At 41.6% G+C, this 15,699-nt stretch carries 9 protein-coding genes; all 9 read left to right on the top strand.

The genetic code is table 11. The features are described 5' to 3' along the window. Positions 1–1,371: SpaA isopeptide-forming pilin-related protein (locus tag LKD71_RS16780; RefSeq protein WP_227616281.1), on the top strand; the 1,371-nt coding region annotated here is incomplete at its 5' end. Positions 1,372–1,459: 88 nt separating this feature from the next. After that, the gene (locus tag LKD71_RS16775; protein ID WP_172733505.1) at positions 1,460–1,600 is read left to right on the top strand and encodes a hypothetical protein; all 141 of its coding nucleotides are present in this window, start codon (positions 1,460–1,462) and stop codon (positions 1,598–1,600) included. A 6-nt stretch (positions 1,601–1,606) separates the two neighbouring features. Then, complete coding sequence (locus LKD71_RS16770) at positions 1,607–2,695, top strand: DUF5688 family protein (RefSeq protein WP_117579916.1); 1,089 nt, start codon at positions 1,607–1,609, stop codon at positions 2,693–2,695. 68 nt (positions 2,696–2,763) lie between these two features. After that, on the top strand, positions 2,764–10,446 hold the full coding sequence (locus tag LKD71_RS16760) for a DEAD/DEAH box helicase family protein (protein ID WP_255633174.1): 7,683 nt from the start codon (positions 2,764–2,766) through the stop codon (positions 10,444–10,446). Between the two features lie 81 nt (positions 10,447–10,527). Further along, positions 10,528–13,287, top strand: a complete 2,760-nt coding sequence (locus LKD71_RS16755; RefSeq protein ID WP_227616279.1) for a YodL domain-containing protein — start codon at positions 10,528–10,530, stop codon at positions 13,285–13,287. A gap of 27 nt (positions 13,288–13,314) precedes the next feature. Beyond that, positions 13,315–13,521, top strand: coding sequence for a PIN domain-containing protein (locus LKD71_RS18750; RefSeq protein WP_055059678.1), 207 nt, complete (start codon positions 13,315–13,317; stop codon positions 13,519–13,521). Between the two features lie 284 nt (positions 13,522–13,805). Further along, positions 13,806–14,045, top strand: a complete 240-nt coding sequence (locus LKD71_RS16750; RefSeq protein ID WP_054337273.1) for a helix-turn-helix domain-containing protein — start codon at positions 13,806–13,808, stop codon at positions 14,043–14,045. Between the two features lie 87 nt (positions 14,046–14,132). Next, entirely contained in the window at positions 14,133–14,870 is a 738-nt protein-coding gene (locus tag LKD71_RS16745; RefSeq protein ID WP_055059676.1) for a LytR/AlgR family response regulator transcription factor, read from the top strand. Next, complete coding sequence (locus tag LKD71_RS16740; RefSeq protein ID WP_227616278.1) at positions 14,867–15,655, top strand: hypothetical protein; 789 nt, start codon at positions 14,867–14,869, stop codon at positions 15,653–15,655. The genes LKD71_RS16745 and LKD71_RS16740 overlap by 4 nt, the downstream gene beginning before the upstream one ends. Positions 15,656–15,699 lie beyond the last annotated feature (44 nt).

Here is a 15,699-nt window from a genome sequence, read left to right as displayed (position 1 = left end):
TATGATGAGAAATGGCAGAATGCCCGTCAGAAAGTAAAGGTTACGGTTCTGAAGAAAGAAAAAGATACAGAACGTGTTCTTGCAGGTGGTGTCTTTGGTCTTTATACCAGTGAAGATATCAAAAATGCAAAGGGCGAGGTACTCCTTGAGAAAGATAGTCTGATCGAGCAGCGGGTAACGGATGAAAAAGGACAGATTACTTTTACGGCAAATCTTCCGGTAGACGGAAAATACTATGTGAAAGAGATCTTTGCGCCGGACGGATTTGTTACAACAGAAGAAATACAGGAATTTACCTTTGAATATGCTGGAGAAGACCAGGCAGAAGTAAGCTACGTCTTTACTTTTGAGAATCAGCCAACCACAGTGGAGCTGACCAAAACAGACCTGACAACAGGTAAAGAACTTCCAGGTGCACACCTGAAAGTGACGGATTCAGATGGCAATACAGTGGATGAATGGACTTCTACGGAAGAATCCCATGTGATCAAAGAATTGGTTGTTGGTAAGGAATACACCATGACAGAGACAAAACCGGCAGATGGATATGTCACTGCAGAAAGTATTACCTTTACAGTAGAAAATACAGCCGAGATTCAGAAAGTAGAGATGAAAGATGATGTGACAAAAGTGCAGATCAGTAAGACGGATATCACAGGAGAAACTGAGATTCCAGGTGCGAAACTGACGATTCTCGATAAGGATGATCAGGTAGTAGAGAGCTGGACTTCCACAGAGGAAGCACACTATATCGAAAAACTTCCAATCGGTAAATATACCTTACGTGAAGAGCAGGCACCGAAAGGATATCTTCTGACATCGGATGTTAGTTTTGAAGTAAAGGATACTGGAGAAATCCAGAAAGTAGCTATGAAAGATGACACTGCCAAGGGAAAAGTGATTCTCAATAAGACAGATAAATCATCAGGAGAACCGCTGAAAGGGGTAGAATTTGAACTTCGTGACAGCAAAGGAAAAGTTCTGGAAACCTTAAAGACAGATGCTGCCGGTCATGCAGAAAGTAAGCTGTATGAGATTGCCACATTTAAGAACGGCAAATATGATACCGCTATCAAGTATTATCTGGTGGAAACAAAGACACTGGACGGATACACACTGGATCAGACCAAGCATGAAGTGACATTTGCCTATGCAGATGACAGTACACCGGTTGTAGAAGTTACCTTTAATCTGACAAATGAGAAACCGGAAGTTCCAGAAACACCGAACACACCACAATCCCATGAAGAGACAAAGGTATCAAACGCACCGAAAACAGGTGACAGCACGAATATCTGGCTGCCGATCCTGCTTCTTGTAATCTCCACAGGAGGTATGGCAGGACTTTATATCAGCAGGAAAAGGAAATAAGGAAACTAAAACCAACGGTTATGATTGGGAGCTTCTATGTGAGGCTCCCTTTTTCATACAAAAATATCACAGAAAGGAACAGAAAACTATGATGAAAGCAATGGAAAAAAGACAGGAAGCACGAAAAAACCAGGAGAAAACTTTAAAGAGAATGATGGCTTATCAGAAGAAATCCGAGCAGATGGTCAGCAGAAAAAGAATGAACCATCACATGATCAGAAAGGGGTAAAAGCGTATGATGAACAGAAAAGAATTTTATGAATATGTCAAAGACAATGTAAAGGAGTATCTGCCAGAGTCTTATAAGGACGCAGAAATTAAACTTCAGGAAGTAGAAAAAAACAATGGTTTGAAGCTGACAGGTATTACGATTCCGAATGGAGATCAGAGAATCGTACCGACAGTCTATCTGGATTCCCTTTATCAGGAATATATCAATGGAAAAGATGTAGATTCTTGTGTTGGGGATGTAGCTGATATGCGTATTGAGGCACAGGGCAAGGCAGAATTTTTTGATATGGGAGTTCCAGATATCCTGGATTATGAAAAGATGAAAGACAAATTACAGGTGAGAATTTGTGACAAAGAATGGAATACCGATCGTCTGGCAGATAAAGTAGTCACAGAACACGGAGATTTTGGAGCTTATTATGCAGTAAATCTGGAGGAAAGTGGAGAAGGAATCAGCAGTATTCCGGTAACAATCTCTCTGATGAATGAATGGGGAGTATCTGCCGAACAGATTCAGGCAGATGCGATGATGGCAGATAGGAACAGAGGCGTGCAACTGGTGGATATGACGCAGATTATCAAATCTATGATTTTTGGTGAAGAACCAGAAAACCTGCTGAATGAAAAAATGGATATGGAAGCCATGGAAAACCCAATGTTCTGTCTGACAAACAAAGCTAAGATGAATGGAGCTTCCCTGTTACTGCAGGAAGATATTCGTAAACAGATTGGGGAATGCCTGGGAAGTGATTACTTTGTCATCCCATCTTCCATTCATGAAGTGCTGATTCTCCCTGATAACGGCATTTTTCAGGTTCCGGAATTAAATGCGATGGTACAGGAAGTCAATGAGACACAGGTGGAAAGACAGGAACAGCTTTCGGATAAGGTTCAGTTCTGTGATAAAAAGACCGCAGTAATGGAAAATGCTGAGCGTAGGGAAGCTCGTCTGGAGAAAGAAAAAGCAGCCGAAAAAGCGGAAGTAAAAGGTGGAATCCATGGAAGACTGGAAAAAGCCAAGGCAGAGATCAAGGCAAAAGAGGCAGACAAAGTGCCAAAGAATAAGTCAAAAGATCTTGCCGCAGCATTATAAAGAGAAACAACGATGATTTTAAGGGGACTGTACTAAGCAGTCCCTGATTTTATGAAAAGGAGTAGCACATGGCAAATAAATTATATGCAATGGAACAGCTGACGGAAGAGGTGGCAAAAGATGTAGCTGCCAGTCCGCAGGAATGGATGCGGTTCCTAAACACTTCATCCAGACTGTACAAATACACTTTTCCAGAACAGCTTTTAATTTATGCACAGCGACCGGAAGCAACTGCCGTAGCATCCATGGAAATCTGGAATCAGAAGATGTACCGCTGGATCAAAAAGGGATCCAAGGGGATTGCCTTGATTGACAATACTTCCGGACCAAAAACAAAACTTCGGTATGTATTTGATGTGCAGGACACTTATAAAGTGCGGAATCTGGGAAAAGATCCACAGTTATGGAATCTTCCAATGGAAGGTGAACAACTGGTTGCAGATTATCTGCAGGAGCAGTTATCACTGGAAGATACAGAAGGAGGGCTTGCTGAAAGTCTGCATCAGGCAGCGAAGGAGAGTATGCAGGAATGGCTTCCAGATGCATTGGAAGAACTGAGACTGGATGTGACAGGGACATTTTTGGAAGAACTGGACGAACAGAATCAGGAAGTAGAATTCCGGGAACTGATGACCAATAGTGTCTGGTATGTATTACTAAACAGGTGTGGACTGGATGTACAGGAATATCTGGATGCAGAGGATTTTCGGCATATTACGAACTTCAATCAGCTGAAAGTATTAGGACATTTGGGAAGTGCAGTCAACGAGATCAGCAGACCAGTTCTGATGCAGATTGGACGATATGTTCTGAATGATCTGGAAAATGACCTGAAAACGGTTGCAAAAGAAAAAGAAGTAGCTTATAATGAATTTAACACGTTAATTCGTGAAAGTAATACAGATAACACAGAAGATAGAGAAGAAAAAAAGGAGGAAACAGACTATGAGAGAGATCAGTTACAGCCAGAACGGAGAGTATCAGATTCCAGATATCAGCCTGGAAGAGACGAGAGGAACCATCGGCAAGTACGGAATGATGCGGAAAGAGTATCTGAGAAATCACAAGGTAGCCAGGTTCAACATTCTGACACTGCAGAACCGTCTGGACAGTCATCTGATGGAGATCGACAGCCAGGCAAGACAGAGAGTAGACGACCTGATGAACGAACTTCTGGAGAAAGATCCGGCACCGGACAAAATGGCAGACGGGATGGCATGGACCAGACACATGAACCAGATCAAGGCACAGGCAGAGGAGCTGGTGATTCAGGAGATTATTTACAGTTAAGTCTGTTCCCAACAGAAGAGGAACAGTTAGGAGAAATAAGGAAAGCGGCAGCTGCATTGGAACAGCCAGCCGCTTTTCTTATTTCCGATGAAGTGGTAAATGATATTCTCCGCACGGGAAGCGGACAGAAAAATACACTGTTTCATATTACAGCAAGACTGATTGAAGGTCTGGATAATGAAGAAATGCGGAGTTTTCTGAAAGATGAATATGGAACTGGTGGCAAAGGATTTACCATAGATGGTCAGAAAATCAGTATCTGGTATGACAATGATGGTATCCGTATCCGGCGAGGGGACTCTGCCAGAAGAAACTTTGACCGCATGGTTACGTGGGAAGAAGCAGCGAACAGAATTCGGGATATGTATGAGGATGGAAATTACGTGGATAATTTGATTTCCAATAATGCCATTGAACAGGAGCAGGAAGAAATGACCAATCTTCTTGCACTTCATTTTCGGGATACTTGCAGAAACTGGGAAAAGAAACAATCATATTCAGACTGGCAGGATGTAGTGAGTGGAGCATGGACAGATCAAGAGGAAGCAGATGCGATTGTCTATCGTTTTGAATGGCTGCAGAAATATATGGATGAGAATCCGGGAGATTATCACCGCTGGGAGATTCAGCATAATCCGGAATATTTCCAACGCTTTCAGGATCTTCAGAGGGAGCGTTCCTGGGTAGACCAGAAATTTACGGTCGAACGTCCGGCACTATCCTTTATCACACAGGATGAAATTGACGCAGTGTTAAGAAGAGGCGGCATTACTGCAGGAGGACGTAACCGAATCTATGAGTATTTCATGGAACATCATGATATGAAAGATGCAGCTGAGTTCCTGAAAAATGAGTATGGAACAGGTGGTTCCTCACCCGGAATACCAGGAGCAGATGCTTCCGACGCATCCCATGATGCAAAAGGATTAAAACTTGCAAAAGGGAAAATTGGCAGTCCAGAGGTAGAAGTTTTATTAAAGTGGAACAAGGTTGCAGAACGTGTTCGCCAGTTAATCCGCACAGATGATTATTTGTCACCGGAAGAAATGGAAAAGTACGAAGAACGACAGGAAGCACAAAGACTGGCAGATTTGGAAGAAGCACAGCAGATGTTAGGAGAACAGCTGGAGCAGGATACTTTGACAGCGGAAGATATAACTGATTTGCGATTAGTTGATTCAGAATATATGTCTGGTACCAGAACAAAAATCCACGATTTTGATTGCAAAGTTAAGGGAGAAGCGAATCGACTTCAATACACATTAGAATATCATGATGATGGAGAAGGTTTCACGATTCATACGGAAAAAGATGATATTTGGAATCGAATGTCAACACAAGAATTGGAACGTCTGGATGTAAAACTCGGACAAGAAGTACTTTATTATCATTATCACAACAAAACTGTAAATGCGGATACTTTAGATGAATTACGGGAAATCAGGGAAGAAATTATGGAGGAAGAGTCCTCGTATTTTACTGCTATTTCTCAACGTGTGTGGACAGATTATGATAAAAAAGAAAAAGAATTATCTGGAGAAGTTGAGGTATCGGAAGAAAAAGAATCTTTGGAAGAGATTAACGGAATATCAGAAACGATTCCAGCAACGAACTTCCGCATCACAGATGATGAGCTTGGACAGGGGACAGCAAAAGAAAAGTTCCGTGCCAATATCATGGCTATCCAGTTGTTAAAGAAATGTGAGGATGAGAATCGCAATGCAACACCGGAAGAACAGGAAATCTTATCCAGGTACGTTGGCTGGGGAGGTCTTGCAGATGCATTTGATGAGATAAAAGCTGCATGGGAGACAGAATATTTGGAATTAAAGACGGTTCTTACACCAGAGGAATATGCTGCAGCCAGAGCTTCCACCTTAAATGCTCATTATACACAGCCGATTGTGATTGAAAGTATGTATCAGGTGTTGGAGAATCTGGGATTTACAAAAGGAAATATTCTGGAGCCGTCTATGGGAGTTGGTAACTTCTTTGGAATGCTTCCGGAGAATCTAAACCAGTCCAAACTCTATGGTGTGGAACTGGACAGCATCAGTGGTAGAATTGCTAAACTTCTCTATCCAGATGCCAATATCCAGATCAAAGGCTTTGAGAAGACGGATTATCCCAATGATTTCTTTGACGTGGCAATCGGAAATGTGCCATTCGGTGCATATAAGGTCAATGACCGTCAGTATGACCGCTACAATTTTATGATTCATGATTACTTTCTTGCCAAGACTATAGATCAGTTACGTCCAGGTGGTGTAGCTGCGTTGATCACAACAAAGGGAACTATGGACAAGGCATCACCGGAAGTCCGGAAATATTTGGCAGAGCGTGCAGACTTGCTGGGGGCAATCCGACTGCCGAACACAGCTTTTAAGGCAAATGCAGGAACAGAAGTCAGTGCTGATATTTTGTTTTTCCAGAAGCGTGAGAGTTTCACAAAAGAGATGCCAGACTGGGTGAATTTGGAGAGTGATGCAAATGGGATTACCATTAACAAGTATTTTGTCGATCATCCGGAAATGATTCTTGGTGAGATGAAAGAAGTGTCCGGTCCGTATGGTATGGAAACAACCTGTGCTCCAATAGAAGGAGCTGTTCTGGAATCACAGTTACAAGAAGCTGTAAAACACATCAAGGGAAGCATGGTACCGGCAGTAGATGTGGAGACAGAACTGGATGAGATGCCAGAGAGTATTCCGGCAGATCCAAATGTCCGAAATTACAGCTATACGGTGGTAGATGATCAGGTATATTACCGTGTCAATTCTTTGATGAATCAGGTGAAAATGCCAGCCGCCACTGCAGAACGTGTGAAAGGCATGGTTGCAATCCGTGATACTGTTCGTGAGCTGATCTCCATGCAGATGCAAGAATTTGTCACAGACGAAGAAATCCAGAAACAGCAGGAAAAACTGAATCAGGTGTATGATACCTACACAGCAAAGTATGGAGTTATTGGAAGTAATGCTAACAAACGTGCATTTTCTGATGACTCTTCTTATTGTCTGCTGTGTTCCCTGGAAGACTTGAATGAAGATGGAACATTGAAGCGGAAAGCGGACATGTTCACCAAACGAACCATTAAAAAGGCGGTCGCTGTGACAAGTGTGGAGACAGCCACAGAAGCACTTGCTCTGTCCCTAAATGAAAAGGCTCAAGTAGATCTCACATATATGGCACAGTTGACCGGAAAGACCGAAGAGAAAATCACAGAAGAGCTGGTTGGAGTTATCTTCAAAAATCCACTGACAGACCAGTGGGAAAGCGGAGATGAATATCTATCTGGAAACGTCAGAGACAAATTAAATACAGCGAGAACTTTTGCAGAGAATCATCCGGAATTCACACCGAATGTGCGTGCATTGGAGGCAGTTCAGCCAAGAGATCTGGAAGCGTCGGAGATTGAAGTGCGTATTGGAGCCACCTGGATTGAACCTTCGGATTATCAGGATTTTATGGTGGAACTGCTTCATACACCGAGGTATCTTGCACAGAAGGAAATACAGGTAAAATTCTCTGAGGTCAATGGTGAGTGGAGGATTACAGGAAAGAACGCCGACAGTCCAAGAAATGCGTTTGCCTATGCAACGTATGGAACGGAGAGAGCAAATGCCTACCGGATTCTGGAAGATACCTTGAATCTAAAAGATGTTAGAATCTATGATAAAGTTGTAAATGACAATGGGGATGAAGTGCGAGTTTTGAATAAAAAAGAAACTATGTTGGCATCACAAAAGCAGGATGCCTTAAAGGCTGCATTCCAAGATTGGATTTTTAAGGATCAGCAGAGGAGAGAAAGACTGGTAAGCGTGTACAATGAACGTTTCAATAGTATCCGTCCCCGTGAATACGATGGAAGTCATCTGACTTTCCCAGGGATGAATCCGGAAATAGAACTTCGACCGCATCAGAAAAATGCAGTCGCACATCAGCTATATGGTGATAATGTGCTTCTTGCTCATGTGGTAGGTGCTGGGAAGACCTACGAAATGGTAGCGGCGGCAATGGAGAGCAAACGTCTGGGATTATCTCAGAAAAATCTTTTTGTAGTTCCGAACCATCTGACAGAGCAGTGGGGAGCGGAGTTCCTACAGCTGTATCCAGGGGCGAACATTCTGGTAGCAACCAAAAAAGATTTTGAACCGGCAAACCGGAAAAAGTTCTGTGCCCGGATCGCTATGGGAAACTATGATGCTATTATTATCGGTCATTCTCAGTTTGAGCGTATTCCAATCTCTGATGAGAAACAAGAAGCCATGCTTCAGAGGCAGATTGATGATCTGGAAATGGCAATCCAGAGTGCAAGATATGAACAGGATGGTGGACGTTATACCGTCAAACAGATTGAAAAGACAAGAAAAACATTGCAGACAAGGCTGGAGAAACTGAATCAGAAAGAGAAAAAAGATCAGGTAGTTACGTTTGAAGAACTGGGAGTGGATCATTTATATGTAGATGAAGCACACAGTTATAAAAACGCATTTCTTTATACAAAAATGAGAAATGTAGCCGGGATTGCACAGAATGAAGCACAGAAGTCGGCGGATATGTTTAATAAATGTCAGTATCTGGATGAGATTACCGGAGGAAAAGGCATTACCTTTGCTACGGGCACACCAATCAGCAATAGTATGACGGAATTATATGTTATGCAGCGGTATCTACAGAACAGCAAATTACAAAATATGGGACTTGGACTGTTTGATTCCTGGGCCTCCACCTTTGGCGAGGTAGTCACGAGCATTGAGCTTGCACCAGAAGGAACAGGCTACCGTGCAAAGTCAAGATTTGCAAGATTTTATAATATTCCGGAACTGATGAATATGTTTAAGGAGATTGCAGATATCAAGACTTCCGATCAGTTAAAACTTCCTGTGCCGGAAGCAGAATATGAAACAGTGGTGCTGAAACCAACGGAACAGCAGAAAGAAATCGTAGAAAGTCTGGGGGAACGTGCAGAAGTTGTCAGAAACGGAGGGGTAGATGCTTCGGTTGATAATATGCTGAAAATTACCAATGATGGAAGAAAATTGGCATTGGATCAGCGTTTGGTGAACGAATTATTGCCAGATAATCCAGAAAGCAAAATATCAGTCTGTGCAGAGAAAAGTTATGAGATCTGGAAAGACACGGCAGCACAGAAATCTGCACAATTGATTTTCTGTGACTTGAGTACCCCGAAAGGCGATGGCAGCTTCAATGTTTATGATGACTTGAAGCAGAAATTGATGGAAAAAGGTGTACCGGAAAAAGAGATTGCTTTTATTCATGATGCAAATACAGAAGCAAAGAAGACGGAGTTGTTTGGAAAAGTGAAATCCGGGCAGGTTCGTTTTTTGATTGGTTCGACAGCAAAGATGGGTGCCGGGACCAACGTGCAGGATCGTCTGATTGCGTTGCACCATCTGGATATTGGCTGGAAACCATCTGACTTGGAACAGAGGGAAGGGCGTATTATCCGCCAGGGAAATCATAATAAAAAGGTTCATATCTTCCGATATGTAACAGAATCCACATTCGACAGCTACATGTGGCAGCTGATCGAGAATAAGCAGAAATTCATTTCTCAGATTATGACCAGCAAAGCACCTGTGCGAAGCTGTGAAGATGTGGACGAAGCGGCACTTTCCTATGCAGAGGTCAAAGCTCTTGCAACCGGAAATCCAGCAGTAAAAGAGAAGATGGCATTGGATGTTGATGTGGCAAAATTAAAACTTTTAAAAGCCAACCACATGAATAACCAGTACCGCCTGGAAGATGATATTGCAAGAAATTTTCCACAACAGATTGCAAAACTGACAGAAATCATTGACAGCTACAAGGCAGACATCGCTCATTACTCAGAGCATAAAATCACAGATCCAGAGCAGTTTACTATGGAGATTGGTGGCAAAGAGTTCACAGAAAAGAAAGAGGCAGGAGCAGCACTTCTGGCGGTATGTAAAGATATTAAAGCTGTAGATGCTGCGATGGATATCGGAAACTATCAGGGATTCAATATGAGGATTCAGTTTGATGGATGGAGTAAAGAATTTATTCTATCTGTCAAACATGAGTCTGCCTCGAAAGTTCATCTTGGAGCAGATGCACTTGGAAATATTACTCGTATCAACAATCTGTTGGACAGTTATCCAGAGAAGCTTTCAGAAGCACAACAAAGACTGGAAACAGTATATGAACAGCTTGCAAATGCAAAAGAAGAGGTTGGAAAGCCATTTCCAAAAGAAGAGGAGTTGAACCAGAAACTGGAGCGACTGTCAGAATTAAATGCATTGCTCAATATGGATGAACGGGAAGATGCAGAAGCAGAGGTGTCTGAATCAGATGAGAAAGAAGAAAGACCGGCACGTGGTTCTATCCATGAAAAACTGCAGATTTATAAAGAAAAGAGTCAGCGGGAAAGTGAAACTGGCAAGGATAACAGAAAACGGGACTTCGGTCTGGAATAAGTAAACAGGAAAGATGGCATAATCTGGCAGAAAGAATGTTCTGTGGGTTATGCCATTTTTCAGAATACAGGAGGAACTTATATGGCAAGAAATAGGATAACAGGTAGAGAAACACAGAAAATGCAGGAATATACGCAGGAACGGATCGTTCAGGCAGAGCGTAGAGATATAGAATTTCCAACAGATGTAAAAGAACAGATTTTTGAATATGCGAATCTGATCGGCGAGGAAGAGAAAGTTAGGACTTTGGTAAGAAATCTGGCAGATGCATTTAGCCAGGCGGATCAAGAAGGTGTAGAGGATTTGCTGGATGACGTAAGAATGGATATTCAGGAACTGCCAGATCCAACCATAGGTAAGCTGGAATTACGTGACTATGGATATATGGAAGAAGATATGGTACCACTTAGAAAAGAAGCAGCCTTGGATTATCACAGAATGGGTTCTAAGATTTATTGCCTTGGCAGTGATGGCATTAAAGGTGAATATGCGAGTAAAGAAATGATACAGGCACACGACGGTTTGTTTGGAATGGAATCGCAGATGTGGGAACGGATTAAGGATAACAACCTGGATTATGCAGAAGAAAATTTAGGAGCATTTCAGGAGCCTATGAGTGTCATTGAGCAGGAAGAAGCACTGAAATTATACGATGCCGGAGCAGATATCTATCTGATCACTAATTTTTCATCACCGATGTATGTCACAGAACGCATGGAAATTGAACGAGGACCGGAACATTATCAGATGTCTATGATAGAACTGGAGCGTTTCCGCAATCTGGAATGGGAAATGCAGAAATATCCACAGATTCAGTCTTTGAAAGAAGCAAACCTGTTGTTAGGAACAAGAAGGACATTTGGAATTTATCAGATCCGGGATGATTTACCGGGAGAAAACTATGCATTTATGAATATGAGTTTTATTGAAAGTCATGGTATGCAGATAAAAAAAGAAGATTATAAGCTGGTCTATGTTGGTGAATTATCAGGAAATATGTCACTGGATGATATTTTTGAAAAGTTCAACATTGACAGACCGGAAGACTTCCGTGGGCATTCCCTGTCTGTCAGTGATATCATAGTTCTGAATGACGGGAAAAAGGTAACTGCTCATTTTGTAGACAGTATCAGTTTTGAACAGCTGGATTCTTTCCTGAATCTGGAAGAACAGGTTCTTAGTGAACTGGCATATGAGGTAGGAGAACGATATTTTGCTATTCAGAGAACAGAAGAAGGATATGATTATTCCTTTTACGATGAAGATTTCCGCTTGATGGATGGTGGCATTTATGAGAATGATGAAATTTCTATTGAAGAAGCGGCGGAGGAACTTTTGGAAGACGAAGGCTGGACGGGAGAACGCATCCGTGGGGATTATGATCAGTTGATGGAAAAAGTAGAAGAAATGGATGAAGCTGTAATGGCAGAGATTCAGAAAAGCCAGGGCGAATATAAGCCATTGGCAAAGGTGGAGGAACTGGAAGAGGCCAATTATAACATGATTGATAATGTACTCAATAATATGCCGCCTAAGAAAGAAGCTTATCTGGAATATTATGCTGCAGAATGTGATGAAATTCATGATATGGGAGCTTATGAGAAAAGTACAGATGTGAAAGAAATCGCAGCAATCTATGAGAAGTACAGAGAAGATCCGGAAAACGCTTATAAAGGCAGTGGAATGGGGATTATTTATCGTGATCCGGAGGATAGCTTGTTTGATGAAACAGAACTGTTGATTGTAATGGGAACAACGATACACGGCGACTTCTTGGATAATGTGCGGTTTTTAAAAGATCAGCCGGTGGTGCGTGAAGGTTTGGAGAAGATTCATAAAGCATTGCCTGATTATAAATATATCCCGATTCAGGATGTGCGTGAGGCAATGTATCCGAAAAAAATGACAACAGAAGAACTGGCAGCAGCATTGGATGAGATTGCGGAAGACTTCGATCCGTATGACTATCGGGACCATGTAGAGCCAGGGCAGGATACCATACAGGAAGTCATGCTGGATCTGCAAAGTGGAAATGTTGGTTCTTATATTTCCTTTCTGAAGGATGTGATTGAAGAAGACTGTGAGCAGTCCGTGTGGGCAGGTGTTTTGCTGGAACGGCTGAAATCCTACGAACCAGATATATCCAAAGAAACAGAGCCGATGGTGTATGTGAATTACTGTGAAAAGCGAGAGCTGATGGAACCACGCTGTCAGAAGCTCTCAGATCTGGATTCCCGTACTGCACAGAAGGATAAGGAATGGTACGCAGACCGTAATCCGAGGACGGATGAGCCGATGGTAACAGCCCAGATGTTTTTTACTATATATTATGCGGAAAAAGGCGATAAAATGCTGCAACATTTCAAAGGGAAAATAGATATTGGAACAGGAAATGGCGGTATTTTAAGTCAGCTGAAACTCCAAAATGAACTGAAACTTACGGATGAAAGCTGGATTGGTTATCTGAAAAACAAGGGAAATGAAGAGTTTCAGAAGTGTATGGAAGATCTGACCGATATGCAGAACCATGTGCTGCCATATTTGCAGAGCTTTTGCAGTCTGGAAGAAAAAAGTGTGCAGGAAAAGCAGGAACGGCAGGTTGTAGAAAAGCAGGACAGCAGAGTAGAAGCGTCAAGAGCAGCGAATGTGACAAAAGGGGATAATGACAAAGCTGTGAAAAAGGTAGTTTCGAGTATGCAAACAGAAAAGAATAAAGCAACTACGAAGGCAAAGAAGCCATCTATTCATGAACGACTGGAAATCAATAAGAGAAAAATCCAAGAAAAGCAGGGAAAAGATGAGCTGGAGAGAGGAGCTGATCGGGATGTAAGAACGGTATAAATTTATAGAAAGGCACTTGGCTCCGTTTTGGATATAGCAAAAGTGCTGACAGTGACGAACGAAGATGTGCTGCCTGCTTATTTGCAGAGAGTATCTGATTTTGAAGACTGCCTACTTGCAACTTGTACGAAGGCGAATCAGTGTGATGCGATTGTGACAAGGAATAAAAAGGATTTTCTTTCCTTTTGGATTACACTGCTTTCTCCGGAAGAACTGCTGAATATTTATTCGTAAAAATATGTTTTTACAATCGGCAGCAGAAGGAAAGTTGAATGATAACTCCGATCCAGCATACTGCAAAATATAAAAATTTTATAACAAAGTGGAAAACCCTGCGTAGGATCAGAAATGTTCTCACAGGGTTTCATGTATCTAATAAAATATAGAAATTTAGCGGATTTCTGCTAGAATAAGAAAAACTGTTAAAAAAATATCGTACATAGATCAAAAAGACTATATATGGGCGACCTTTTAAAGCCGATTTATATAAAATAGAAGAAAAAAAGGTGGTCGATACCGTGGATATAAAAACAGCGGTCATATATCGTTTAAACGATCTGATTAATCAGAAAGATATCACAGTGAATGAGGCGGCGGTATGTTCTGGCGTTCCTCCTTCAACATTAAAGAATATTTTGTATGGTCAGAGTAAGAATGCTGGCGTAGTTACAATAAAAAAGATATGCGATGGATTGGATGTCACAATACAGGAATTTTTTGCTGATCCCATCTTTGCAGATTTGGAACCCGAACTATAGGAAGAGTAAATGATCATAGGATTCAGATTCTGCAGGATGGATTTTTTATGAAAGAGGGTTAGAGGAAACTAACTTAGGAGGACATAGATGTATAAAATAGCAATTTGCGATGATGATAAAAATTACAGGGAGAAAATAGAGAAGGTTATAGAAACGGAAGGGATTCTTCCTAAGAGCGAGATACGGTTTTATGAATACGAGTCAGGAAAGGAACTACTGAAAAATGCTGATATTTTGCATGATTTGGTCTTTATGGATATGCGTATGCCCGGATTGGATGGGAATAAATCGGTACTGAAGCTGAGGGAATACAATAGGGCAGCGATATTGGTGTTCTGCTCCGGATACTTTGAACCGACTTCAGACAGCATCAATATTGGGCAGCCGTTCCGGTATATTATGAAAGACTTGCATGACAGAAGTCTAAAAAGGGAAATCCCTGCAATTTTATCAAAAGTAAAATTGCACTGTGGAGATTCTTCCGTGACGGTTACATCAGCGGGAAGAGTAATTCGTATCTATACGGAAGACATTTTATATATCTGTCTGGCGAAAAGGGGTTGCTCTATATACGTTGCTAGGCAGGGGGAGATAGATGAGATGCATTGTAAGGAATCTTTAGGCGATTTATATGAACGTCTGGCCGGAAGGGGATTTGAGTATGCACATAACAGTTATATTGTAAATCTGGCGAAAGTGGAAGGATTGGAAAAGAATGTGGCGCTGCTACAGATGGGAATCCAATTGAATGTTTCAAGGTCGAGAAAAGGTCAGTTTGCTGACGCTCTGATCATGTTTCTTGGGGAAAGGAACGGCATGGTATGATAGTAAGAGATTTTTTGATCTGCCTTCTTCAGATGTATCTGTTGGAAGATCTGGAAAAGAACATGCTTCCATACAGAAGAGAAAACTTTTGGGGAAAATTTCTCATATATTTTGTCGTAGCGCTGATAATGCTCGGAATCAACCACTTGGAATCCTCAGTATTTAATATGGTAATGATTCCGGTAACGTATATGATTGTGTCAATGGTTGTGTTCCGGGGAAATATATGGAAGAAGCTGGTTATAGTATGCTGCTATTATGTGCTGGCAATTATTCCTGAATTTCTCTTTGCAACGCTTACGAATGCGTATGGCGTGACTGGTGCATCTGAGGGTTTTGGGACGGAAATAGAAAAAACATTAGCGCTACTACTAATGAGTACCATGACATTTCTGTTTATTAAATGCATTAATCAGGTAACGAGAAAAAGGAATTATCTGACGATTGAGAATAAAACTTTTACTGTGCTGCTCATGCTGCCAACCGCTACGATCATTATATTAGGATGTGTGTTTTATTCAAATATTTCTTTTGAAGGAATGAACAGGGTTATGGTTCCGGTAGGAGCTTCGCTGCTGCTATTGACGAATATCTTCATTTTCTCAGTGTTTGACCGGTTTGTAGAGAAATCAGAAGAAGTGAAGAAGATGGACCGGCTTTACCAGAAAAGCAGGGCGGAGATTGCTAATTTACAGTATATGAATAAGGTCAATGAGGATAACAGGGCATTCTTACACGATATAAATAAATTTACTAAAACTTCCCACACCGTATCGGTGTGTTGAACCTTGAAAATTCAATATTTCAGCCAATAAAAAAGGCATAAATC

Source organism: Fusicatenibacter faecihominis (assembly GCF_020686945.1).
Taxonomy (GTDB): domain Bacteria; phylum Bacillota; class Clostridia; order Lachnospirales; family Lachnospiraceae; genus Limivivens; species Limivivens faecihominis.
This window is presented reverse-complemented; position numbering and strand designations above follow the sequence as displayed.